Origin of the sequence: Vibrio bathopelagicus, from assembly GCF_014879975.1 — a bacterium.
GTDB classification, from domain to species: Bacteria; Pseudomonadota; Gammaproteobacteria; order Enterobacterales; family Vibrionaceae; genus Vibrio; species Vibrio bathopelagicus.
Genome location: NZ_CP062500.1, coordinates 167,183 through 189,600 on the forward strand (window position 1 = coordinate 167,183; position 22,418 = coordinate 189,600).

The window sequence follows — 22,418 nt, forward strand, 5'->3', positions numbered from 1 at the left end:
TTACGTTTGAATGCGGTCTCAGTGTTAACTACGCCTTAGAGTAAACATCGCGCTCGCCTAGCCAACGATTGATGATCGCCTTGGCATTGTCTGGATAGCTATCGTGAATATGACGTGCGATACGCTGAACTTCAGGTATCAAGCGTTGGTCACGGACTAAATCGGCAATCTTGAAATCAGCCAAGCCTGTCTGCTTGGTACCAAGCAACTCACCGGGCCCACGAATCTCTAGATCTCGCTGAGCAATAACAAAGCCATCGTTACTTTCACGCAGCACCCCTAAGCGCTTCTGAGCGGTTTTAGACAGTGGAGAGTGATACAGCAGTACACAATGGCTCGCGACCGAACCTCGGCCAACACGACCACGCAGTTGGTGCAGTTGTGCTAGGCCGAGACGCTCTGGGTTCTCGATGATCATTAAGCTCGAATTCGGTACATCTACACCGACTTCGATAACGGTTGTCGCAACCAATAGATGCAGTTTGTTCTCTTTGAACTCTTTCATCACCGCTTGTTTTTCGGCGGGCTTCATTCGGCCATGAACCAAACCGATTTTTACCTCAGGCAGTGTGCGTTGCAGCTCTTCTGCGGTGTCGGCAGCGGCTTGTGCTTCTAATACTTCCGACTCATCAATCAGCGTACATACCCAATAGGCTTGTTTACCTTCATTGAGACACGCATTACGCACGCGCTCAACAATATCATCACGTTTGGTATCAGGTATTGCTACGGTTTGAATCGGAGTTCGTCCCGGTGGCAGCTCATCAATAATCGAGGTTTCAAGATCGGCATACGCGGTCATTGCTAGCGTTCGCGGAATTGGGGTTGCAGTCATTACCAGCTGGTGAGGGTAATAACCCTGCTTAGCCCCTTTTTCACGCAGCTCTAATCGCTGGTGGACGCCAAATCGGTGTTGCTCATCAATGATCACTAAGCCAAGGTTGTGAAATTCCACATGCTCTTGGAACAGCGCATGAGTTCCCACCACCATTTTCGCTTCGCCGCTGGCAATTCGTGTCAGTTCGGTTTCGCGAGCTTTGCCTTTGAGTTTACCTGCTAGCCACCCAACTTGAATGCCCATTGCTTCAAACCAGTTGGCAAAATTAATCGCGTGTTGTTCTGCTAATAATTCTGTAGGTGCCATCAGCGCCACTTGTTGGCCATGTTCTAGTGCGCGAACCGCAGCTAAAGCAGCGACTAAGGTTTTACCTGATCCCACATCACCTTGCACTAAACGCATCATAGGGTGCGGCTTTTCTAGATCAGCCTCGATCTCTTTGGTGACCCGTGCTTGTGCATTGGTTGGTGAAAACGGCAGCTGAGCCAACAGCTTATCTTTCAGAGTATTTACTGGAGGAAATGGCATTGCTTTGTCTTGCTGTCCTTTACTACGAACAGACAGCATTGACAGGTTTTGAGCCAGTAGCTCTTCCATAATCAGACGCAGTTGCGCGGGGTGTTTACCTTCATCAAACAGCTCTAGGTCAATGCCCGGAGGTGGCCTGTGAATGGTATGCAAAGCTTGTGCGAGGGTAATTTGGTGGTCGTATAAACCTGATGGCAAAAGCTCATTAACCGCGGCCTTGTCGATTAACTCTAGAGCTTGATCGGTAAGGTTACGCAGCGTGACTTGCCTTAGCCCCTCGGTGGTTGGATACACTGGAGTGAGGTTGGCTTCAACATCTGGCTGTTGCCTAGGAGCAAAGAATTTATAGTCTGGGTGGACAATCTCAAGCCCCATATTGCCGCGCTTGATCTCACCGTAGGCATGCACTTGTTTGCCTTCGGCAAAGTTGTTCTTCATACCAGCGGTGAAGTTGAAAAAGCGTAGAGTAATGGTGCCGTTACCATCACTGATTTTTACCGCCAACATCTTACGTTTACCGAAAATGGTATCGACGTGCATCACCTTGCCTTGCACTGCAGCCCAAAGGCCAGCGTGCAGTTTTACGATTGGATAGATACGCGTTCTATCTTCATAGCGCAAAGGCAGATGAAACAGTAGGTCTTGTACATTGTTAAGCCCAACCTTTTCCAGTTTCTCTGCGACTTTTGCGCCGACTCCAGATAAAGAGTTGAGAGGGATAGCAGATAAAAGCTGTGACATAACAAGGCTCATAAACGTAAGAGATAATCTATTCAAGCATTTTACTGGATTTTTGTACAGGATAAAGCTTAAGAGCTGATGCGAGATGAGGGTAAACGAGATGCGAAGAAATTAAGAGCAGCAGAGTTGGTTCGAGATGTGAGTAAACTGGGTTCGAAAAGAATAGGGCAATACAAAAAATTAAAGCAGACTCGAAATACGAATTACTGAGTGGTGAAAAGCTTTTGCTCTTCGAATCTCGATACTCGTACCTCTCATCTGCTTTTTAATCTGTTTCCGGATCTAGTTCTTACGACGTCTTACTTTCAGCGCGTGTGGCATCACACGTAGCTTCTTCATAATGCTTGCAAGGTGAACACGATCTTTGGTGGTCAGCAAGATAGTCACTGTGTACAGGCGTCCGTCACGTTCTTCGGTTGAAATACCGTGAATGTTAGAGCCAGTCTTTGAGATAACGTTCGTTAACTCAGCTAGTGCACCTTGATGGTTCTGCAGATCGATCTGAAGTTCAGCTGTGAACTCTTGATCGTAATCGTTAGACCATTCAACTGCCATGTATTTGTCTGGCTCTTTTTGGTAGCCACGAACGTTTGGACACGTTTCGCGGTGAACCACAAGGCCACGACCTGGGGATACATGGGCAATGATGTGATCGCCTGGGATCGGGTGACAACAATTTGCAAAAGTCAGTAGTAGACCTTCAGCACCACGAATAGGCAATTTCTTCCTTGGTGTGTCGCTGTTGTTTACCACTTCAGTCAGTTCGTCAGCATCACCTAATAGGCGACGAGCAATCACGATACTCATCAGCTCACCAAGGCCAATCGATGCTAGTAAGTCTTCAATGCTGTCTAGACGAAGATCAGACAAGACATGCTCGAGATTCTCTTGGCCAATATCGGCAATAGAGTGTTCACCAAGTGCGTGATTCAGTAGACGACGACCAAGCGTAATCGACTCTTCACGACGCATTGTCTTCAGAACCTGACGGATCTTAGTACGAGCACGTGAGGTCACTACGTAGTTGAGCCATGCTGCATTTGGACGTGCGCCCGGAGCACTGATGATCTCAATCGTTTGACCGTTCTTAAGCGATTTGCTGAGTGGGTAAGGGTTCATGTCGACACGAGCACCTACACACATGTTGCCAACATCGGTATGCACCGCGTAAGCAAAATCGACCGCTGTTGCGCCTGCAGGAAGTTCGACAATGCGACCCTTCGGCGTGAACACGAAGATCTCATCTGGGAACAGATCAGATTTAACGTTTTCAATGAATTCGAATGAGTTACCCGCGCTTTGTTGCAGCTCAAGTAAGCTCTGCATCCAACGTTGTGCTTTAACCTGTGCGGTTGTCCCATTGCTACTGCGTGAGCCACTGCCTTTATAAGACCAGTGCGCCGCGACACCTTTGTCGGCCATTTGCTCCATATCTTCGGTACGGATCTGAACCTCTACAGGTACCCCGTGAGGGCCGATCATTGACGTATGCAGAGATTGGTAGCCGTTGGCTTTTGGTACCGCAATGTAATCTTTCATGCGGCCCGGACGTGGCTTGTATAAGCTGTGAGCCTGACCAAGTGCGCGATAACAAGTATCTGGGGTATCAACCACTACGCGGAAAGCGTAGATGTCCATAATGGTGTGAAAGCGCTGTTCTTTGGTTTTCATCTTGTTATAGATTGAGAACAAGTTCTTTTCACGCCCCACGACGCGAGCAGACAAACCGACCTCTTCAAGACGACCTTCAATTTCGCTATGGATACGTTGGATCATTTCCTTACGGTTACCACGCGCAGCTTTCACTACGTTTCTGAGTACGCGATAACGGTTAGGGTAGAGGGCTTCGAAGCCCAACTCTTCTAGTTCGGTCTTGATGTTATGAATACCAAGACGGTGAGCTAGCGGAGAATAGATCTCTAGGGTTTCACGAGCAATACGACGCTTTTTGTCAGGACGAAGTGCCCCAAGCGTGCGCATGTTGTGAGTACGGTCAGCTAATTTGATCAAGATAACGCGGATGTCTTGCACCATGGCGAGAACCATCTTACGGAAGTTCTCTGCTTGCGCTTCTTTGCGATCACGAAATTTAAGCTTATCCAGCTTAGATACACCATCAACCAGTTCAGCAACGGTATTGCCGAATTGAGCTTCTAGCTCCTCTTTTGTAACTTCAGTATCTTCAATTACATCGTGGAGTAGGGCAGCTTGCAGGGTTTCGATATCCAGACGCATTTCTGCCAGGATTCTTGAAACAGCAACAGGATGGATTATGTATGGTTCACCCGTTGAACGGGTTTGCCCTTCATGGGCATTTCTCGCTACCACATAAGATTGACGCAGAGCCTCAATTTGAGGCTCTGTTAGGTATTCTTGGGCAACGTCTTTGAGGCTATCGAATAGATACAAATTAAAGGCCCGGAAGGTTAATTAGTTCGAATGACGTTCTTAACGAGTGTGAGCGATGCTGCTTACTGCTGCAAGTTCAGCCGCTTCTTGCTCTTGTTGCTCTTGACGCTCACGAGCATCTAGTACGTCTTTAGTGATAAGACCTTCTTCGATTTCGCGAAGAGCGATAACCGTTGGCTTATCGTTTTCTTCAGGCACTAGTGAATCTTTGCCGCCAGTTTGCATTTGACGTGCGCGGCGAGCCGCAATAAGAACTAGGTCGAAACGGTTGCCAACTTTTTCAACAGCGTCTTGAACAGTTACGCGTGCCATGAGGACTCCAAATAGTAATTAACTAATAAATTTTTGATGACGAGAAAGTATACAAGTTTAACTAGAGACTTTCTAGCTCACCGTATACTTATCTCAGTGGAAAATCTAGGGGATCTAGATTATTCCGCCAATAAAGCAGTAAGCATGCCGCTGTATTTAGCTGCTTGCTTATCTTCTTTTAAGCGCTCCGCACGAATGATTGCTCTGAAGTCCATTAAGGCTGCATCAAAGTCATCATTCACGATCACATAATCATATTCTGCATAGTGAGAAATCTCTGATTTTGCTTCGCTCATGCGTTTCGCAATAACTTCGTCGCTATCTTGACCGCGAACATTCAAACGGCGCTCTAGTTCACCATTTGATGGTGGAAGAATGAAGACACTCTTCGCTTGAGGCATTTGTTCACGGATCTGACGAGCACCTTGCCAGTCGATATCTAGGAATACATCGATACCGCGGTTTAGGTTTTCTTCAATCCAAACACGTGAAGTACCGTAGTAGTTGCCGAATACTTCAGCATACTCTAGGAACTCATTCTTCTTGATGAGATCTTCAAAGTGATGTTTCTCTACAAAGTGGTAGTGAACACCATTTTCTTCACCAGGGCGCATACCGCGAGTGGTGTGTGAAACAGATACCTTCATTGCGTAGGTTGGATTGGTTTCCAGCATTGCTGAGATCAAGCTCGATTTACCTGCGCCACTAGGTGCAGATACGATGTAAAGAGTACCTATGCCCATCTGTATATTTCCACTGTTGGTTGGATTGAGTGAAGGCGATAAACCGACACTATAAAAGATAGCACTGACTCTAATTGTTGTTTCGCTGGTTGCATCTATTAAAGGGGTAACGAGTAAAATTAATAGAGGTAACTGGTGAAAATTAGGCCAGAAAAATGGAGGCGAAGAGTAGCATATTTAGATGATTGAGAACAACTGGCTTGATCGTTATTTATTCTTAAATGATCTTTCGACTGATCTTCATATAAATGCAATGACCTATCATGTTTAGTTTTTTATGTGATCTGAACAAAATTTGTTGAAGTTTTAATCTCAATCCTTACAATCCGCGCAAACGATTAAATGCTGTATATATCTAGTGATATGGACTAGATGTTTCTACTACCGAGCCTACCTTGGTGACTACAGTTTTTAGTGTAGAGACCCCTCTATTCTCACAGCATTTGAATCTCAAATTTTTTAATTTATTACATAGGTTTTGTTGTGAATACCGACTCCACCCTGAAAGCCCAGAAAACATCTGGTTCGCTTGACACCATGTTCAAACTCTCAGAGAGAAAGACCACGATCAGCACTGAGCTATATGCAGGTTTTATTACCTTCTTAGCGATGAGCTACATCTTGGCGGTTAACCCAGCGATTTTAGGTGGCATCCCAGGAATGGACAAAGGTGCAGTATTTACGGCAACCGCTCTTTCTGCGGCTATCGCAACGCTTATCATGGGCATTTGGGGTAACTACCCCGTGATGCTGGCTCCGGGCATGAGCATGAACGGATTCTTCAAAGGCCTACTGTTAAGTGGTTCTGTGGCGGTACTTTGGAATGAAGCGCTATTTGGCATCTTCCTATCGGGTATCCTTTATCTCGCTTTCTCATTGACCAATATTCGTAAGTCGATGATTGAATCTATTCCTGAAGATTTGAAGCTGGCGATTACCGTGTCTCTTGGTTTGTTCATTGCTTTCTTAGGCCTTAAGAATGCAGGCATCATCGTGTCTAACCCGTTCGTACTGGTTGGCTTAGGTGACATCTCTGATCCACAAGTGGTCATCGCTTACGTGAGTATCTTCATCGCTCTGGGCTGTATGGTTCGTGACATTAAGCTGGCCACGTTTATCTCGTTTGTATCAGCGATTGCATTGACGATTCTGGCTGATGTGTTCTTAGGTACATCAAACGCGCCAATCCCTGATCAATTTGTTTCTATGCCACCAAGCATGGCGGGCAGCTTCGGTGCGATCTTTGATTTCTCAGCTTTCACCCCTGAGAAAATGTTCGACCTACTGTTCATCGTACTTATCTTCCTGATTGTCGATTTCTTCGATGGTTTGAGCACGATTGTTGGTGTTGGTCGTGATGCGGGTATCATCGACAAAGATGGCAAGGTACCAAATGCAAAATCGGCTTTAGTTGCTGATGCGGGCGGTACGGTGATTGGTTCAATTCTAGGTACGACATCGATTACCGCTTTCTCTGAATCTGGTATTGCTTCTTCTCAAGGAGCGAAGACGGGTTTAGCAGCGGTGATGGTGGCTGGCTTATTCCTTGTTTCTCTATTCCTATACCCAATCTTCTCTATCTTCTCGGCGGCAATGGTTGCGCCGGCGATGGTCGTGGTGGGTATCTACATGGTTGGCCGTCTTGGTCAGATTAACTGGGAAAAGAAAGAGTCTCGCATTGCGGCTTTCTTCACCATCATGTTCACTGTTTTAAGCTTCTCTCCAGCAAACGGTATGGCGATGGGCTTCATCAGCTACGCATTTACGATGGTTGTCGCGGGTAAGCGCAAAGAAGTTCATCCTCTTATCTACGGACTGTGTGTGGTGTTCTTAACTTACTTGATTCTGCTATAAGCTTAACTAGTGAATAGTCGTTAGTAAGTAAAAGACAGACAGATGGCTCTGCAGTGAATGTGGGGCCATTTTTGTATCTGTTGCTTGTTTAGCTCACGTTTAATTGATGGCGTTATCCTAAACTTGAGAGTACGCGACTTATATTGATGCATGCTATTGTAGAGACTGGATTAATTATTTTTTGAAGAGTGACTATGCCTTCTAACTTACCTAAATCTTTTAGTAAGCCGTTTTTAAAAGTATTCCACATTATGGAAGCGGTATTGCTGGTGGCGATCACGCTCGCGACCTTGTTTGCGATGGTCGAAGAGTTCATGCATGTCTTCGCTGAACGCCGAGTACAACTAACCGATATTCTACTGATGTTTATCTATTTAGAAGTGTTGGCCATGGTTCAGCAGTTTGTGATGAACGGTAAGATCCCAGTGCGATATCCGATCTACATCGCGATGATGGCGATTGCTCGTTACATCACTTTAGGTATGAAAGAGTTAGATGCAGTACTCATCGTTTGGTTGTCTGTCGCTGCATTTATTCTAGCCGCAGCCACACTGTTAATTCGAGTGGGGCACCATTACTGGCCATACGTTGATCTAAGAACCAAGCAGCCGGACGAGTAAATCAATCAGGTTGTAAGCTAACTTAGAGCCCAGCCATGTTGCTGGGTTTTTTATTACCCCAGTTTGAGTCAATAAGACTAAGTAGAGTCTTATTGTTATCTAAATTGTAAGGGTCACTATGACTCTTATTGTTGTTTTCTCATTGCTGTATAAGGGTTTATTTCTTGGCATGAATGTTGATTAGTAAGTATTAGACTCATATAAGGAACACGCTATGCATTTTGAAAGCACCCATTATAAACCTGAAATTTTCTCCGAAAAGGTTGCACTTCTTGTTACTCGGCTTCTCAAAAAGACACTTAACTTGTTTTATGGAAAACACTTAGCCAAACGAGCGATGTTGTTGGAAACCATAGCTGCTGTTCCGGGTATGGTAGCGGGAGTGTTTAACCACCTCAAAGCTCTGCGCCGCATGAAAGACGACGGTGGTTGGATCAAAGAGTTACTGGACGAAGCGGATAATGAACGGATGCACTTAATGATTTTCCTTACCGTTACCAAGCCGTCCATTATAGAACGCATTTTAGTGATGCTATTACAGTTCATCTTTTTACTTATCTATGGCGTGATCTACTTAGTTTCATCTAAAACGGCACATAGGATCGTTGGTTATTTCGAAGAGGAAGCCTGCAACAGTTACTCTGAATATATCTCGAAAATTCAAGATGGCACGTTGCCCAATCATCCCGCGCCTGAGATTGCGATTAAATACTATCGCTTACCCGAGAATGCCATGTTTTTGGATGTGCTTTTCTGCATAAGAGAAGATGAAGCGAAACATCGAGATAAGAATCACGATATTGCTGATCTCTATAAAACCCAAGACTTACCCGATCACCAGTGTTAATCATCAAAAGACCGAATTATGACAAATAAAGCTCAACAACCAGAAAATAGAGTCGTCTTAATTACCTTCAAGCTCTGGGATGGGGTTGAGCTTTTCTGTGGATTCGAGAAATACGGTCTTACCTGATGGTGAGCGCTTTAGGGTGCGTACTATGAGTAAATTTTTTGAGATCAAAGTCTTATAAATTAAGCTCTGCGGTGTAGCAGGGCTTTAATAAAAGCTAACTGAACAAAAAAGCATCAATTTTTTCAAATAAAGCTTTACAACCCGGCCCAGATCACCAAGAATGGCGTCGCTCTGTTTTCAGAGTTATTAAATGAAACATCCAGTTGTAAAGTAAAACCCTTAGTATTGCTTCATTGTTATTCTCAGTGTTTCCCTTGGCTTCATAGATACATTAAATAATTCAAGCTTTCAGCGCATCGCACTTTTGGCGATTAATTTTTTATTTTTATATAAGGGACACATCATGTCTAACAAAACAAACGGCGTAGTAAAATGGTTTAACGAAGAGAAAGGTTTCGGTTTCCTAACTCAAGACAACGGCGGCGCTGACGTATTCGTTCACTTCCGTGCTATCGCATCTGAAGGTTTCAAGACTCTTAAAGAAGGCCAACAAGTGTCTTTCGAAGTAGAGCAAGGCCAAAAAGGTCTTCAAGCTGCAAACGTTGTAGCTCTATAAGATTTTAAGTCGGCGCAAGTTGCAATAGTAACTTGCGCCACTTTCCCCTTTAAACACCCCCCCTTAGCTTTCTCGAAATACCCCCACTTCTTATTATATTTAATCTCTATTTTTCTATTACCCCTAGTAATGTGAATGGCGCGACTACTATTGCTTATAGTTAGTTACATAGAATTAAAAAGTTCGTTATTTTTATTCCTTGTCTGAAAACCTTTGCTCAGGATTGGCGTCGCTATGTCTGAGTTCATCGAGTTTCATTCCTTAAAAAACAGATTTACCTGCTCGTCGTTGATGAGTAAAGTTATGTAAAGCTCTAACAGAGTCATTGTTTAGTGCTTTTAATCTCGCTATCTTGAACTCACAGTTTTTATAGGGTTCGAGATGCAAAGCCATTACACATCCACAATTTGTATGCTGCTCATTGTGCTGATAGCGACAGTGCTATCTATTGATGTCGCTCGCTCCGAAGTTTCCCCTAGCTACCCTATAGAGCAACAAAGTTCCGTTACTTTTCAGCTTATCGAGCTCGATACTTGCTACACAGCCCCTACCATTACCCAAAAACCAGCTCAAGGTTGCTGCAAGCCGGGTGGTTCATGTTTTGAAAAGCAGTGTTGTGTTCATCTGCCATCAATGGGTAGTGCACTATTGGGTGTAGGTTTACACCTATCTCCTCCTCCGCTATATACGTATAACACCACACCTTATGTAGCTCTTTATTCCAATGCTGATAGCCGTTCACGCTATCGCCCCCCAATTTTTCAATCTTAATTCCTCTGCGATAACTCGCATCAATTTATCTACACGATCTCTGTGTATTTAAACATTTTGTGTAAATAGCCTGCTATTTGCACTGGATTGTTATGGAAATAAGATTATGAACTTTACATTAATGACTAAGGTGCTTGCCTGCGTGGCAGCTCTCTCTATCACGCTTTTTACATCCCTCCCTAAAAGCACGTTGCTAGGAGGTTCTCATGACGCATAGAACGTTGACTGCATTGCTATTTTCTTCAGTGTGCTTGATTTGGGGTACAACGTGGTTGGCTATGGAGATTGCAGTGGAGAGCATTCCACCGATTTTTGCTACTGGACTACGCTTTCTGATTGCTGCACCAATACTGGTCATGTTGGCCAAGCACTTGAAGCAGCCGCTGTTTTTCCCTAAAGGGCAGCAGTACTGGATGTTGGTGGTCGCGGTTTTCTACTTTGCGATTCCGTTTACCTTGATGATCTTTGGTGAGCAATACATATCGTCTGGCTTGGCATCAATCATTTTCGCCAATATGCCGATCGCAGTGATGGTGATGTCTAGACTGTTTTTAGGGTTGAGGTTAACCAATATACAGCTGGCGGGCTTATTCACCGCGGTACTGAGTCTGATTTTAATTTTGTCTACTGAGATGAGTCTCGGTGGGCAAGACTACTTACTGGGTTTTGGGGCTCTTGGAGGAGCTGTGGCTATTCACGCTGTGATGTATGTTTTGGTCGAGAAGTTCTGTAAAGGTGTACCAGTTTTAACCTACAACGCAGTACCGAGTCTTATCGCTTCGATCTGTTTATTGCTGGTTTCATTGGTCGTCGAGCAGCCTGATATTACGGGCTATTCAAGAGAAGCGATTGGAGCGGTAGTGTACCTAGGGTTGTTTGCGAGTGTCGGCGGAATTGTGGCTTACTTTAAGCTAGGACAAGTATCGAGCCCATTTACAGCATCCATCTGTTTTCTGTTCTTCCCGCTAATCGCACTGACCCTATCTACCTGGTTTGCTGGGAACAGTATATCGATGGTTTCAGTGTTACTGATGATCCCACTACTGGGGGGAATCTTAGTCACCAAAGCTGACCCTAAGTTGTGGAAAAGAGTACGTAAGCTTAAGCATGCTTTATAGGTAGATTGTTTAACCTAAAAAAAAGCCTCTGAATGTTCAGAGGCTTTAAGGGCAATCTTGTTAATCCAGATTATTCAATGTTCTGAATTTGCTCACGCATCTGTTCGATAAGAACCTTAAGCTCTACGCCCGATGCTGTGATGTCTGTACTGATAGACTTAGACGCTAGCGTGTTTGACTCACGGTTGAACTCTTGCATCATGAAGTCAAGCTTACGGCCACAAGCACCACCTTTCTTCAGTACTACATTCGCTTCTTTCACGTGAGAGTCTAGACGGTCTAGCTCTTCTGCTACGTCTGACTTCTGTGCGAGTAGGATAAGCTCTTGTTCAACACGAGAACCTTCAAGTTCAATTTTCGCATCTTCAAATTTGGTAAGAAGACGCTCACGTTGCCACTCTAGGATTTCAGGCATGCGTGCACGAACTTTCACGACTTCTTCAGTGATTGCATCTAAGCGCTGTACGATTAGCGCCTTCATGTTTTCGCCTTCACGAGCACGAGCATCAATGAATTCTGCGATTGCATCGTTGAAGGCTTCAAGTAGGTCTTTGTTGATGGCATCCATGTCTTGCTCTGGCGTTTCCATCACGCCAGGCCAGTTCATTACTTGGAATGGGTTCAAACGGCTGTCTTCGCCAGTCATCGTCATTACTTGGTTCGCAGCATTAATTACTTGCTGAGCCAAACCTTCATTAATGCTTAGTTCGCCCTTTGCAGCAGGGTTTGCTTCAAAGCGCAGGTTACATTCAACCTTGCCGCGCGCTAGACGCTTGCGGAAACGCTCACGCAAGATTGGTTCTAAACCACGGAACTGTTCAGGCATACGGAAGTAAGTTTCTAGGTAGCGCTGGTTTACACTACGGATTTCCCATACTGCTGTACCCCAATCGCCTTTTACTTCTTTGCGTGCATACGCGGTCATACTATAAATCATCGAATTTTCCTGTCTTTTATCATTCTGAAAATAACGCGCACGCATAGTATCACGATATGGTGTGCTCCCGAAGCTTGTCGCCTTTCATGATGGATAGCTTTGCATGATAAACTGCTATATAATCTTGCCCCAATCAAAACTGTCTCACCCCTTTCTTAGGTGATGCACTCTTTCGATAGTAAATCACTTCAGACTGTTAATAAGGTAGATACCAATGCGTCCAAATGACCGCGCTGTAGATCAAATTCGTCCAATTAAAATTACTCGTAACTACACAGCTTATGCTGAAGGTTCTGTATTAGTTGAGTTCGGCAACACTAAAGTTCTATGTAATGCGACGGTAGAAGAAAACGTACCGCGTTGGTTAAAAGGCCAAGGAAAGGGTTGGGTAACCGCTGAATATGGCATGCTGCCACGTGCAACGCACACTCGTAACCGTCGTGAAGCGGCGAGCGGCAAGCAAGGCGGTCGTACGATGGAAATCCAACGTTTGATCGCTCGTAGCCTACGTGCTGTTGTTGACCTGAAAGTAATGGGTGAAATCATGATCACTGTCGATTGTGATGTTATCCAAGCAGACGGCGGTACTCGTACTGCTTCTATCTCAGGTGCAAGCGTTGCAATGGCTGATGCTATCAACAGCTTACTAGCAAGCGGTAAACTGAAAAAGAACCCAATGAAAGGCCACGTAGCGGCAGTTTCAGTGGGCATCGTTGGTGCACAAGCACTGTGTGACCTTGAGTATGTTGAAGACTCAGCAGCCGATACCGACATGAACGTTGTAATGACGGAAGACGGTAAGATGATTGAGATTCAAGGTACTGCAGAGGGCGAACCGTTCAGCCACGAAGAGCTGATGCAGCTTTTAGCCCTAGCGAATAAGGGCATTACCGATATCGTCGAAGCGCAGAAAGCTGCGTTGGCCGACTAGTTTCTAGATAGCTCCCAAATCGGGGGCTATTTTTTTGTCTGTAAAATCCGAAAGGGTGGTGCAGAGCGTAAGTTAAGTTTTATTGAATAAACGTAGAGGAAGAACATGAAAGCATATCAACGTGAATTTATTGAATTTGCACTAGAGAAAGAAGTACTTAAGTTTGGTGAGTTTACTTTAAAGTCTGGCCGTAAGAGCCCTTACTTCTTCAATGCTGGATTGTTTAATACAGGTCGTGACCTAGCACGCTTAGGTCGCTTCTACGCAGCAGCATTAGCTGATTCAGGTATTGAGTTTGATGTACTATTTGGCCCTGCATACAAAGGTATCCCAATCGCAACAACAACTGCGGTTGCACTCGCGGATCACCACGATGTGGACACGCCTTACTGCTTCAACCGTAAAGAAGCGAAAAACCACGGTGAAGGTGGCAACCTAGTGGGTAGCGAACTTGAAGGTCGCATCATGCTAGTGGATGACGTGATCACTGCAGGTACTGCGATTCGTGAATCGATGGAAATCATCCAAGCAAACGGCGCTGACTTAGCGGGTGTTCTTGTTGCGATCGACCGCCAAGAGAAGGGCAAAGGCGAATTGTCTGCAATTCAGGAAGTAGAGCGAGACTTCGGTTGTGCGATTATCTCAATCGTTAGCCTGACAGACCTGGTGACTTTCCTTGAAGAGAAAGGCACCGACGCAGCGCACCTAGAATCTGTAAAAGCGTACCGCGCTCAATATGGTATCTAATGCCTGAAGCTCTGAACCTGATGGTTTAGCTCCCTAGGTTTAGAATTTCAAAAAGGAAAGGCCCGAGAGATGAATATCTTTCGGGCCTTTTTTTAACTGAAATTTTTTGGGACTGAGCTGCTTTCTTATCTGAAGATAGGCGCTTATTTGTAACGAATGCCGCGTTCAACTTCTGGATCTTCCATAGTCTTGAAGCGCTTGTGTAGCCACATCCACTGCTCTGGCGCTCGTAAGATGATCTTCTCAAGATAGCTGTTCATATAAGTTGCAGCTGCTGTTTCATCTTTCTGCGGATAGTTTTCTTCGATTGACTCATCAGCCATGATTTCATATTTGCCGTCGGCATTTCTAAAGCCTGAACCCGGAACAAGGGCACATCGGCTAGTGTAAGCCAGAATACTGGTGCCTGTTGTGGTACACGCATCAGGTACTGCGAAGAAAGGTACAAACACAGACTTGTTACGGCCGTAATCATGATCCGGCAGGTAAAAAAGGATCTCACCCTGACGCAGGATTCGAATCATACGTTTTACGTCTTTACGGTGAATCAGGCGATTACCATTTTGAGTACGGCCACGGTATTGAATGAATTCATAAGCCGGGTTGTTGTGCGGACGATAAACACCTAACCCAGAAATACCAAGTACCGCCATTGCTCGCGCGGTGATCTCTAGGTTCAAGGCATGCACACAACATAGTAGAACACCTTTACCGTTGGCTTTGTGTGTACGCAGCGTTTGGGTGTCTTTATCCACTAGGATTCTTTTGAAGCGCCACGTTGGCCAAAACCAGGTAATACCGGTTTCGATCAGTGCCATGCCGGTATTTTTAAAGTTTTCACTGACCATAGCCGCGACTTCGTCTGCTGGCTTATCTGGGAAGGCAAGTTCTAAGTTACGTGTTGCCACAGCTACACGCTTCTTGCCATAACGAGCGCCAAGAGAGCCTAATGAACGGCCTAACAGCAGTAATACACGGTAAGGTAGAACGTTAACGAGAAACGCCAGTAACCCAAAACCGAACCAAACTCCCCAATGTTTAGGGTGGAGCAAAGCCAAGGTAAAAGGTGGCTTAGTTAGAACGTGTTGTGCGGTGCTGTTTTCCGGAGAAGTTTTCGTCGTCATAACCATCACTTAAGGTTGGGGTTTACTTAATTTGAGCGCTTAGCAGTGCCCAATAAGCATCAAAGTTTTCTGTCGGTTGATATTTGAAGTCTGAGCGAACAAATCGATTCAAGCTGCCTTCAACCTGACCGAGCAGTTGAGCGGCTAAAATTTTCTCATCAACCGGGAACGATTTTCCTTCACGAAGTTTTCTTTCACGCAGGATTTGGCGAAGCTGAGTTTCAATGCGCTCAAAAAGCTGATTGATTCGTTCACGCAGGCGCTCATTTTCAAACATTAGAGCATGGCCCGATAAAATACGAGTCAATCCAGGGTTACGCTCAGAAAAGACCAAGATAAGCTGCATGACTAAGCGGATACGCTCAAGTGTGTCTTTTTCTTCATCTAGAATACGGTTGATTCGAGACATCAACGCTTCTTCAATGAACTCGATTAAGCCTTCAAACATGCGTGCTTTGCTTGGAAAGTGGCGGTAGAGCGCCGCTTCAGATACGCCGACTTGCTTGGCCAGCTTTACCGTTGTGATACGAGAAGCACCTTCGGTCGATTCCAACATTTGTGCCAGCGCTTGTAGGATTTCTTCACGACGGTTTGATTTTCGAGTACCGGCCATCTATTTACTTCCTTTCCTAAAGATGAGGATTGAGTGAAACAGGATTATAAACACCATTCAATTCTGTTCCTAGTTTTGTGAGCTCTAGGTCAACAGAATCGAGAGGTGTCAGCACATTGTTAGAGCGAAATTGCGTGTTTATTCGACAATGAGTTGTTGGATCTGATCGAGGATCTGGAAACCAAGCGTGTCTTTGCTATCAAGAGGCAAAGATTTATCACCGCCTTTCCAGTAAAGATGCAGCTCATTGCTACTGCTATTGAAGCCTTGGCCTTCGACAGAAACATCGTTGGCGCAAATCATGTCGAGATTCTTTCTTTCTAGTTTGCCGCGAGCGTATTTCTCAACGTCTTGGGTTTCTGCTGCGAAGCCTACGGTAAATGGACGGCCTTCGGCCATTGAGGCAACAGAAGCCACAATGTCTGGGTTCTTAACCATTTGAATAGTCATGTCATCTTTACCATCCACTTTTTTAAGTTTCTGGTCTGCAATTGTCTCAGGACGGTAATCGGCAACCGCAGCGCAGCTGATGAAAATATCGTGCTGAGTGGCGTTAGCGCTAACGGCATCAAACATCTGTTGTGCGCTTTCTATATCAATACGATTAACCTTGTTTGGCGTTGCTAGCGATACAGGGCCGCTGATTAGAGTCACTGTTGCGCCTTGTTTAGCGGCCGCTTCAGCCAGTGCATAGCCCATCTTTCCCGAGCTGTGGTTAGTAATGTAACGCACAGGGTCGATGGCTTCACGAGTTGGACCTGCCGTAATCAACACTGAACGGCCAGCAAGCGGCTTAGGTTGGAAGAAGTCTTCACAACGATGTACGAGTTGCATTGGTTCTAACATTCGGCCCATACCGACATCACCACAGGCCTGTTCGCCAGCAGCGGGTCCCCAGATCTCACAGCCACGACGTTTAAGTGTGGCGATGTTCTCTTGAGTTGCAGGGTTGCTGTACATTTGTTGGTTCATTGCAGGAGATACCGCAACTGGCGCATCGGTTGCTAAAACCAATGTGGTCAGTAGATCGTTACCCATTCCGGCTGTCATGCGCGCAATCAGATCTGCGGTTGCGGGTGCTAATAAGACTAGATCAGCCCATTTCGCCAGTTCGATGTGCCCCATGGAAGCTTCAGCCGCAGTATCAAGCAAACTATCAGACACTGGCCTTCCAGAGACGGCTTGCATGGTGAGAGGAGTGATGAACTCCTTGGCTGCATTTGTCATGACGACTTGTACTTGCGCACCACGTTCAATTAAGCGTCGAGTCAGTTCGGCACATTTATACGCAGCGATCCCACCACTAATGCCAAGGAGGATTTTTTTTCCAGCTAGGCCTTGTTGGTCAGCGTTACTCAGTTGATTAACCAATGTTTGCATGATTCTGTTCCTTAATTTTTCTGCGACTTACGATATCAGAACAAAGGATGAGTGCCTAGAAGCAGAACTCGAACTGATTTGACGCTCATCAAGTTGGCGTTATCAAACCTATCAATTACATCGCTGTGCTAGACGTTAGTCTTCCTTGTATCTTTGTGAAAGATCTCCAGAGGTAAACAAATTAGGCTGATGGATCGTGTTCATGACCCACTGATTAGCTTTTATATGCCTATAAGTAAAATACCTGTTGAATCGATGCCAAGAGAAAAGTTACTGAGTAGAGGGCCGGACTCTTTAAGTGATGCGGAGTTGTTAGCGATATTTCTTCGAACGGGCACACAAGGAATGAATGTTCTAGAACTATCTGACAAGTTGATCAAAGATTTTGGTTCGCTTCGCCATCTTTTTTCTGCAACGGAGGCTGAGTTCTGTGCTCATAAAGGGATGGGACAGGCGAAATATGTCCAATTGCAGGCCGTTTTGGAGATGACGCAACGTTATTTGGCCGAAACTTTATCTCGAGGCGATGCACTCACCAGCCCAAGTCATACCAAACTGTATCTTTCAAGTATGTTGCGCGATCGCCAGCGAGAAGCCTTCTATATATTGTTCCTAGATAATCAAAATAGGGTAATAAAGGATGAAGTGATGTTTGAAGGAACCATCGATGCAGCATCGGTATACCCCAGAGAAGTAGTCAAGCGGGCACTTCATCACAATGCAGCTGCATTAATCCTAGCGCACAACCATCCTTCTGGTGTTGCAGAGCCAAGCCAAGCAGACAGGCGAATTACACGTAGATTAACCGATGCATTGGCGCTGGTGGACATCCGAATTCTCGACCATTTTGTTGTTGGAGATGGCGAAGTTATCTCTTTTGCAGAGCGAGGATGGATTTGAATCACATTTTAGGTTGTTAGTTGCGTTAAATCTGCTATCATTCCGCCCACATTTTAGAACCTTAAATCAGCTCTGATTACTCAAATAGCTGCCCTGTTCAAAAAAAGATCACGAAATCCTTAAAAAGGATCTGTTCGGGTCTTGAGCAATGCATGTCAAGTTAGTATAATACGCGACCTTTGATAGCCTTGAATGGATTTTCCATTATGGTTTTTACCTCTATTTTCAGAATTGATAGAGAGGTTCGGCCACCAAGGTTGATATCGAGCTGAAACGATTTGGAGAGACATTCATGTCCCGAGTATGTCAAGTAACTGGTAAGCGTCCAGTAACGGGTAACAACCGTTCACACGCACGCAATGCTACCAAGCGTCGTTTTCTGCCGAACCTACAAACTCACCGTTTCTGGGTAGAGAGCGAAAAACGTTTTGTTAAACTACGTCTAACTGCTAAAGGCATGCGTATTATTGATAAGAAAGGCATCGATGCTGTTCTTGTTGATATCCGTGCACGTGGCGAAAACGTTTAAGAGGAATTAAGCAATGGCTAAAGGCATTCGTGAGAAAATCCGTCTAGTATCTTCTGCTGGAACTGGTCACTTCTACACAACTGACAAGAACAAGCGTAACATGCCAGGCAAATTTGAGATCAAAAAGTTTGATCCAGTAGTTCGCCAGCACGTTATGTACAAAGAAGCTAAAATCAAGTAATTGATAGCCCCTTTGTCTCTTCTTTTATAGAAGAATAAATTAAAAACCCAGCTTATAGCTGGGTTTTTTTATGCCCAAAATTTGGGAAACCTCAGTATTTTGAGAAGATTAAGCTTTTTCGTAAAGACTAAGTGTTTTTGATAGGTGTGAGTTTCATTGGCTCAATTCGGCACCTACCGCACAGACGTTACACTTGCTGATGGGCTTATATGATAGAAAATTGCTCAGCATAGAATGTGTCGCCATTTTCACGATATACTGAACACTCAATAGGTTAGATGAGCAGAATCAGATGAGATATCGTGGACGTCGGTGGAACAACATACTCATGCTAAGCGTGATCGCTTTTATTGGGGTGTTAAACCTGCCAACATTGATCAAAACGTACCTTATCGAACCTGAGCCTGAACTTCAGGCAAGCAGTTCTTATCCTTATCTTTTAAACCCAACAGCAGAACTTCAAGCCTTACATTTTGCTAAGTGGTCGGTAGTACAAGAAGACGGTCATTGGGTTTATCAAATGAAAGATCCTGCATCAGAGCAAAGTGTGAGTGCCCAAGAGTTATCGCAACGCTGGCAACAGCTAGTAGGCACGGAAGTCGACTCACAAACCTATACCGACCTTACTCCCCAGCTTAATACGCCACAAACCATTGAAGTGTGGTATCAAGACCAAGAAGAGCCACAGCGGATTACCTATTATCAACTTGCTGAGTTTTGGTTGCTAAAAAACTGGAATGATCAGTGGTTGGCGGTGTCTATTGAAGAGAGTTACTTGTTTCCAAGCTTTGGCTCAGAAGATTCATTTAAGTCAGACAAGCTATCTATATCAGACAAACCACCGAAATCGGACGACTAACTATGCCTGAATTACCCGAAGTTGAAGTAAGCCGCATGGGGATCTCGCCTCATTTAGTCGGTGAGAAGATTAAAACTCTGACTTTTCGCACGCCTAAGCTGCGCTGGGATATTCCTCAGGAACTTAAGCGATTAGAAGGGCAGGTGATTCGCTCTATCTCACGCCGAGCTAAGTACCTATTGATAGAAACCGATACCGGAACAGCGATTGTTCACCTTGGTATGTCTGGTTCATTACGCGTTTTAGACGCCGATTACCCGCCAGCAAAACATGATCACGTGGACCTTAAGCTAACCAATGGCAAGATATTGCGTTACAACGATCCGCGTCGTTTTGGTGCGTGGTTATGGTCGGCACCGGATGAGATACATACTGTGTTACTCGGTTCTGGCCCTGAACCACTAACCGATGACTTCAACGCTGACTACATTGCTGAAAAGGCAGAAAAACGTAAGGTTGCCGTTAAACAGTTCATCATGGACAACAAAGTAGTGGTAGGTGTGGGTAACATCTACGCTAATGAAGCTCTGTTTTCTTCACGAATTCATCCTTTGCGCCCAGCAAGCAAAGTGACAAAAGAAGAGTGGGTCTTGTTAACCGATGAGATCAAGGAAGTACTCGCGACTGCTATCAAGCAAGGTGGTACTACGTTGAAAGATTTCTCTCAGGCTGACGGTAAACCAGGCTACTTCGCACAAGAGCTGCAAGTGTATGGTAAAGCAGGTGAAAAATGCCCTAATTGTGGCGAGAAAATTGAAGAGCAAAAAATCGGACAGCGGAATACGTTTTTTTGCTTTCAATGCCAAGTATAGAAAAATTGAACTTATGTTCACTTTTTTACGCTAGTAGATAGGCGTGCTAGTAGCTACAATTACATTAATGATATGAATTGAGAATAGTAGAATGAAATATTTAGTAACTGGCGTTGCTGGCTTTATTGGCTCTGCAGTTTCAGAGCGACTATGTGCAGCAGGACATGAGGTTGTCGGTATTGATAACTTGAATGACTACTACCAAGTCTCATTGAAACACGATCGCCTAAAGCGCATTGAGCATGAAAAGCTGACCTTTATCGAGCTGGATCTTGCAGACAGAGAAGGTATGGCAACGCTGTTTGCTGAGCAAAAGTTTGACCGTGTCATTCACTTAGCGGCGCAAGCTGGCGTTCGTTACTCAATTGATAACCCAATGGCGTATGCTGATAGCAATCTTGTCGGTCATTTAGCTATTCTTGAAGGCTGTCGCCATAACAAGGTTGAACACCTCGTTTATGCTTCATCAAGCTCTGTTTATGGCTTGAACCAAAAGATGCCGTTCCACACAGCAGACAGTGTTGATCACCCTATCTCATTGTACGCCGCAACGAAGAAGTCGAATGAGCTAATGGCGCATACCTACTCGCATCTATATGACGTACCAACGACAGGCCTGCGCTTCTTTACCGTGTACGGTCCTTGGAGCCGCCCTGATATGGCGATGTTTAAGTTTGCGAATTTAATCGTGGCAGGCAAACAGATCGACATTTATAACAACGGCGACATGATGCGCGACTTCACTTATATCGATGATATTGTTGAAGGTATTATCCGTGTTCAAGATCGCATTCCAGCTATGCAACCAGATTGGACGGTTGAGCAAGGTTCACCAGCGACCAGTTCTGCTCCGTATCGCGTGTTTAACATCGGTCATGGCAGCCCAGTTAAACTAATGGACTACATCGAAGCATTAGAATGTGCTCTAGGCGTTGAAGCTAAAAAGAATTTTATGCCAATGCAACCAGGTGATGTGTACGCGACTTACGCTGATACGGAAGATCTGTTTGAAGCGGTTGGCTATAAACCTCAAGTTAAAATTCAAGAGGGCGCAAAAGCTTTCGCGGATTGGTATAAATCCTATTACTCGCTTTAAAGGTAATGGTTTCAGCAAAAATAGCGCTCAAGGAGCGCTATTTTTATTTTTGAAGAGCGATAGTGTTTAGCTTCGCTACCTATATAATTTTGGCGTGTACTTTTTATCCAAGATAGAGAGGTGGTAAAAATTAGTTGCTAGGTTGAGTGTCATGTTCTTTATTTTGTTAGTAGATTTCATAAAAGCCACCGAATAGTCTTTTTTACCTTTATGTTTACGGCTACCAATAATTGACGGCTGTTTACTACGTTGTAATCCCGCAGAAGAAACACCAAACATGGGGTGCTTATGAACCCAAGTATTCCGTAAGAAGACATCGACAGGATAATTGAACGTTGAACTTTGTTCGATGAAAGCTTGTGCAGCTTTGGGAGATATAGCGTAACAGGCGGTTCCTTGAGGAACTTTCAAATACTTTACAAGATGTTGGGTATCGTGCCTATCAACGGAGTAATGTAGTTTGTTCTTACTATCTTGTAAGCGAATAAAACCACACTGATTAATATGCTGCTCGGCGATAGTCAGAGTATTACGAAATATGTTGATATCAATATCGGCATGATCTTCGAAGACTAAAACTGGCTCATTAAGCTCTATACATTTTTGCCAAATAAGGTAATGGCTTGCATAACATCCAACTTCTCCAATTGCATGCGGCCTCCCCATATTGTGTAAAAAAGCTCTATCATGAATTCTTTCTAGTAGGGGATGCTCATCGGTTCGCGCATCGACTCCAATAAAAAACTCAAAATCAACCTGAACATCCTTAAGGGCATCTGCTGTTGATTTTTGCCTACAATGGTTCGCTTTTAAGGTAATACAGTATGATTTCATAGAGCTATATTG

At 44.7% G+C, this 22,418-nt stretch carries 23 protein-coding genes and 1 riboswitch; of the genes, 14 read left to right on the forward strand and 9 right to left on the reverse strand.

Annotated elements, in window-relative coordinates:
• Window positions 1-28: 28 nt before the first annotated feature.
• From recG to gmk, 4 genes are all read right to left on the reverse strand, one after another.
• Complete coding sequence (recG, locus tag IHV80_RS00765) at window positions 29-2,107, reverse strand: ATP-dependent DNA helicase RecG (RefSeq protein ID WP_192889750.1); 2,079 nt, start codon at window positions 2,105-2,107, stop codon at window positions 29-31.
• A 282-nt stretch (window positions 2,108-2,389) separates the two neighbouring features.
• Window positions 2,390-4,516: a bifunctional GTP diphosphokinase/guanosine-3',5'-bis pyrophosphate 3'-pyrophosphohydrolase gene (gene spoT / locus IHV80_RS00770; RefSeq protein WP_192889751.1), complete on the reverse strand. Its 2,127-nt coding sequence runs from the start codon at window positions 4,514-4,516 to the stop codon at window positions 2,390-2,392.
• A 39-nt stretch (window positions 4,517-4,555) separates the two neighbouring features.
• Window positions 4,556-4,828, reverse strand: a complete 273-nt coding sequence (gene rpoZ / locus IHV80_RS00775; RefSeq protein ID WP_009848003.1) for a DNA-directed RNA polymerase subunit omega — start codon at window positions 4,826-4,828, stop codon at window positions 4,556-4,558.
• Between the two features lie 119 nt (window positions 4,829-4,947).
• On the reverse strand, window positions 4,948-5,571 hold the full coding sequence (gene gmk / locus IHV80_RS00780; protein WP_076667686.1) for a guanylate kinase: 624 nt from the start codon (window positions 5,569-5,571) through the stop codon (window positions 4,948-4,950).
• Between the two features lie 325 nt (window positions 5,572-5,896).
• Window positions 5,897-5,996: riboswitch (purine riboswitch) on the forward strand.
• A gap of 58 nt (window positions 5,997-6,054) precedes the next feature.
• Between gmk and IHV80_RS00785 the strand changes: the two genes are divergently transcribed.
• The 6 genes from IHV80_RS00785 to IHV80_RS00810 all read left to right on the forward strand — a co-directional run bounded on the left by IHV80_RS00785 (window position 6,055) and on the right by IHV80_RS00810 (window position 11,463).
• Window positions 6,055-7,425 (forward strand): NCS2 family permease, encoded by a 1,371-nt coding sequence (locus IHV80_RS00785; RefSeq protein ID WP_065207346.1) that lies wholly within the window; start codon window positions 6,055-6,057, stop codon window positions 7,423-7,425.
• 194 nt (window positions 7,426-7,619) lie between these two features.
• The gene (locus IHV80_RS00790) at window positions 7,620-8,045 is read left to right on the forward strand and encodes a phosphate-starvation-inducible protein PsiE (RefSeq protein ID WP_102472974.1); all 426 of its coding nucleotides are present in this window, start codon (window positions 7,620-7,622) and stop codon (window positions 8,043-8,045) included.
• Between the two features lie 214 nt (window positions 8,046-8,259).
• Window positions 8,260-8,892 (forward strand): alternative oxidase, encoded by a 633-nt coding sequence (locus IHV80_RS00795; protein ID WP_192889752.1) that lies wholly within the window; start codon window positions 8,260-8,262, stop codon window positions 8,890-8,892.
• Window positions 8,893-9,361: 469 nt separating this feature from the next.
• Entirely contained in the window at window positions 9,362-9,574 is a 213-nt protein-coding gene (gene cspE, locus IHV80_RS00800) for a transcription antiterminator/RNA stability regulator CspE (protein WP_004735656.1), read from the forward strand.
• A gap of 381 nt (window positions 9,575-9,955) precedes the next feature.
• A complete protein-coding gene (locus tag IHV80_RS00805; RefSeq protein WP_192889753.1) occupies window positions 9,956-10,345 on the forward strand; it encodes a hypothetical protein in 390 nt (129 codons plus the stop codon).
• Window positions 10,346-10,551: 206 nt separating this feature from the next.
• A complete protein-coding gene (locus IHV80_RS00810) occupies window positions 10,552-11,463 on the forward strand; it encodes a DMT family transporter (protein WP_086711720.1) in 912 nt (303 codons plus the stop codon).
• Window positions 11,464-11,533: 70 nt separating this feature from the next.
• On the opposite strand, the gene IHV80_RS00815 is transcribed toward IHV80_RS00810, so the two are convergent.
• Window positions 11,534-12,400, reverse strand: a complete 867-nt coding sequence (locus tag IHV80_RS00815; RefSeq protein WP_004735725.1) for a YicC/YloC family endoribonuclease — start codon at window positions 12,398-12,400, stop codon at window positions 11,534-11,536.
• Between the two features lie 214 nt (window positions 12,401-12,614).
• On the opposite strand from IHV80_RS00815, the gene rph reads away from it, so the two are divergent.
• Together rph and pyrE are read left to right on the forward strand one after the other, a co-directional pair.
• Window positions 12,615-13,331: a ribonuclease PH gene (rph, locus tag IHV80_RS00820; RefSeq protein ID WP_004735726.1), complete on the forward strand. Its 717-nt coding sequence runs from the start codon at window positions 12,615-12,617 to the stop codon at window positions 13,329-13,331.
• Window positions 13,332-13,436: 105 nt separating this feature from the next.
• Window positions 13,437-14,078: an orotate phosphoribosyltransferase gene (pyrE, locus tag IHV80_RS00825; protein ID WP_004735727.1), complete on the forward strand. Its 642-nt coding sequence runs from the start codon at window positions 13,437-13,439 to the stop codon at window positions 14,076-14,078.
• A 143-nt stretch (window positions 14,079-14,221) separates the two neighbouring features.
• Here the strand turns inward: pyrE and lpxL are convergent, their stop codons facing one another.
• The 3 genes from lpxL to coaBC form a co-directional block, all read right to left on the reverse strand.
• On the reverse strand, window positions 14,222-15,202 hold the full coding sequence (gene lpxL, locus IHV80_RS00830) for an LpxL/LpxP family Kdo(2)-lipid IV(A) lauroyl/palmitoleoyl acyltransferase (RefSeq protein WP_192889754.1): 981 nt from the start codon (window positions 15,200-15,202) through the stop codon (window positions 14,222-14,224).
• A gap of 22 nt (window positions 15,203-15,224) precedes the next feature.
• A complete protein-coding gene (gene slmA / locus IHV80_RS00835) occupies window positions 15,225-15,815 on the reverse strand; it encodes a nucleoid occlusion factor SlmA (RefSeq protein WP_016768952.1) in 591 nt (196 codons plus the stop codon).
• A 138-nt stretch (window positions 15,816-15,953) separates the two neighbouring features.
• Window positions 15,954-17,195 (reverse strand): bifunctional phosphopantothenoylcysteine decarboxylase/phosphopantothenate--cysteine ligase CoaBC, encoded by a 1,242-nt coding sequence (gene coaBC / locus IHV80_RS00840; RefSeq protein WP_192889755.1) that lies wholly within the window; start codon window positions 17,193-17,195, stop codon window positions 15,954-15,956.
• 225 nt (window positions 17,196-17,420) lie between these two features.
• On the opposite strand from coaBC, the gene radC reads away from it, so the two are divergent.
• The 6 genes from radC (at window position 17,421) to IHV80_RS00870 (ending at window position 21,572) form a co-directional block, all read left to right on the forward strand.
• On the forward strand, window positions 17,421-18,095 hold the full coding sequence (radC, locus tag IHV80_RS00845) for a RadC family protein (RefSeq protein WP_192890702.1): 675 nt from the start codon (window positions 17,421-17,423) through the stop codon (window positions 18,093-18,095).
• A gap of 292 nt (window positions 18,096-18,387) precedes the next feature.
• Window positions 18,388-18,624: a 50S ribosomal protein L28 gene (gene rpmB / locus IHV80_RS00850; protein ID WP_004728407.1), complete on the forward strand. Its 237-nt coding sequence runs from the start codon at window positions 18,388-18,390 to the stop codon at window positions 18,622-18,624.
• A gap of 13 nt (window positions 18,625-18,637) precedes the next feature.
• Window positions 18,638-18,805 carry a 50S ribosomal protein L33 gene (gene rpmG, locus IHV80_RS00855; protein WP_002535344.1) on the forward strand — a complete coding sequence of 56 codons (168 nt, stop codon included), beginning with the start codon at window positions 18,638-18,640 and terminating at the stop codon, window positions 18,803-18,805.
• A 292-nt stretch (window positions 18,806-19,097) separates the two neighbouring features.
• Window positions 19,098-19,664 (forward strand): hypothetical protein, encoded by a 567-nt coding sequence (locus tag IHV80_RS00860; protein ID WP_192889756.1) that lies wholly within the window; start codon window positions 19,098-19,100, stop codon window positions 19,662-19,664.
• Between the two features lie 2 nt (window positions 19,665-19,666).
• Entirely contained in the window at window positions 19,667-20,476 is an 810-nt protein-coding gene (mutM, locus tag IHV80_RS00865; RefSeq protein WP_192889757.1) for a bifunctional DNA-formamidopyrimidine glycosylase/DNA-(apurinic or apyrimidinic site) lyase, read from the forward strand.
• Window positions 20,477-20,567: 91 nt separating this feature from the next.
• A complete protein-coding gene (locus IHV80_RS00870) occupies window positions 20,568-21,572 on the forward strand; it encodes an NAD-dependent epimerase (RefSeq protein ID WP_192889758.1) in 1,005 nt (334 codons plus the stop codon).
• 75 nt (window positions 21,573-21,647) lie between these two features.
• Here the strand turns inward: IHV80_RS00870 and IHV80_RS00875 are convergent, their stop codons facing one another.
• Window positions 21,648-22,406 carry a glycosyltransferase family 25 protein gene (locus IHV80_RS00875; protein WP_192890703.1) on the reverse strand — a complete coding sequence of 253 codons (759 nt, stop codon included), beginning with the start codon at window positions 22,404-22,406 and terminating at the stop codon, window positions 21,648-21,650.
• Window positions 22,407-22,418 lie beyond the last annotated feature (12 nt).

Excerpts from the sequence above, each read along its gene's own strand:
- recG (WP_192889750.1), bottom strand. The coding sequence starts at position 2,107 with ATGTCACAGCTTTTATCTGCTATCCCTCTCAACTCTTTATCTGGAGTC.
- rpoZ (WP_009848003.1), bottom strand. The coding sequence starts at position 4,828 with ATGGCACGCGTAACTGTTCAAGACGCTGTTGAAAAAGTTGGCAACCGT.
- gmk (WP_076667686.1), bottom strand. The coding sequence starts at position 5,571 with ATGGGCATAGGTACTCTTTACATCGTATCTGCACCTAGTGGCGCAGGT.
- IHV80_RS00790 (WP_102472974.1), top strand. The coding sequence starts at position 7,620 with ATGCCTTCTAACTTACCTAAATCTTTTAGTAAGCCGTTTTTAAAAGTA.
- IHV80_RS00795 (WP_192889752.1), top strand. The coding sequence starts at position 8,260 with ATGCATTTTGAAAGCACCCATTATAAACCTGAAATTTTCTCCGAAAAG.
- cspE (WP_004735656.1), top strand. The coding sequence starts at position 9,362 with ATGTCTAACAAAACAAACGGCGTAGTAAAATGGTTTAACGAAGAGAAA.
- IHV80_RS00805 (WP_192889753.1), top strand. The coding sequence starts at position 9,956 with ATGCAAAGCCATTACACATCCACAATTTGTATGCTGCTCATTGTGCTG.
- IHV80_RS00810 (WP_086711720.1), top strand. The coding sequence starts at position 10,552 with ATGACGCATAGAACGTTGACTGCATTGCTATTTTCTTCAGTGTGCTTG.
- IHV80_RS00815 (WP_004735725.1), bottom strand. The coding sequence starts at position 12,400 with ATGATTTATAGTATGACCGCGTATGCACGCAAAGAAGTAAAAGGCGAT.
- rph (WP_004735726.1), top strand. The coding sequence starts at position 12,615 with ATGCGTCCAAATGACCGCGCTGTAGATCAAATTCGTCCAATTAAAATT.
- pyrE (WP_004735727.1), top strand. The coding sequence starts at position 13,437 with ATGAAAGCATATCAACGTGAATTTATTGAATTTGCACTAGAGAAAGAA.
- lpxL (WP_192889754.1), bottom strand. The coding sequence starts at position 15,202 with ATGACGACGAAAACTTCTCCGGAAAACAGCACCGCACAACACGTTCTA.
- slmA (WP_016768952.1), bottom strand. The coding sequence starts at position 15,815 with ATGGCCGGTACTCGAAAATCAAACCGTCGTGAAGAAATCCTACAAGCG.
- coaBC (WP_192889755.1), bottom strand. The coding sequence starts at position 17,195 with ATGCAAACATTGGTTAATCAACTGAGTAACGCTGACCAACAAGGCCTA.
- radC (WP_192890702.1), top strand. The coding sequence starts at position 17,421 with ATGCCTATAAGTAAAATACCTGTTGAATCGATGCCAAGAGAAAAGTTA.
- rpmB (WP_004728407.1), top strand. The coding sequence starts at position 18,388 with ATGTCCCGAGTATGTCAAGTAACTGGTAAGCGTCCAGTAACGGGTAAC.
- rpmG (WP_002535344.1), top strand. The coding sequence starts at position 18,638 with ATGGCTAAAGGCATTCGTGAGAAAATCCGTCTAGTATCTTCTGCTGGA.
- IHV80_RS00860 (WP_192889756.1), top strand. The coding sequence starts at position 19,098 with ATGAGATATCGTGGACGTCGGTGGAACAACATACTCATGCTAAGCGTG.
- mutM (WP_192889757.1), top strand. The coding sequence starts at position 19,667 with ATGCCTGAATTACCCGAAGTTGAAGTAAGCCGCATGGGGATCTCGCCT.
- IHV80_RS00870 (WP_192889758.1), top strand. The coding sequence starts at position 20,568 with ATGAAATATTTAGTAACTGGCGTTGCTGGCTTTATTGGCTCTGCAGTT.
- IHV80_RS00875 (WP_192890703.1), bottom strand. The coding sequence starts at position 22,406 with ATGAAATCATACTGTATTACCTTAAAAGCGAACCATTGTAGGCAAAAA.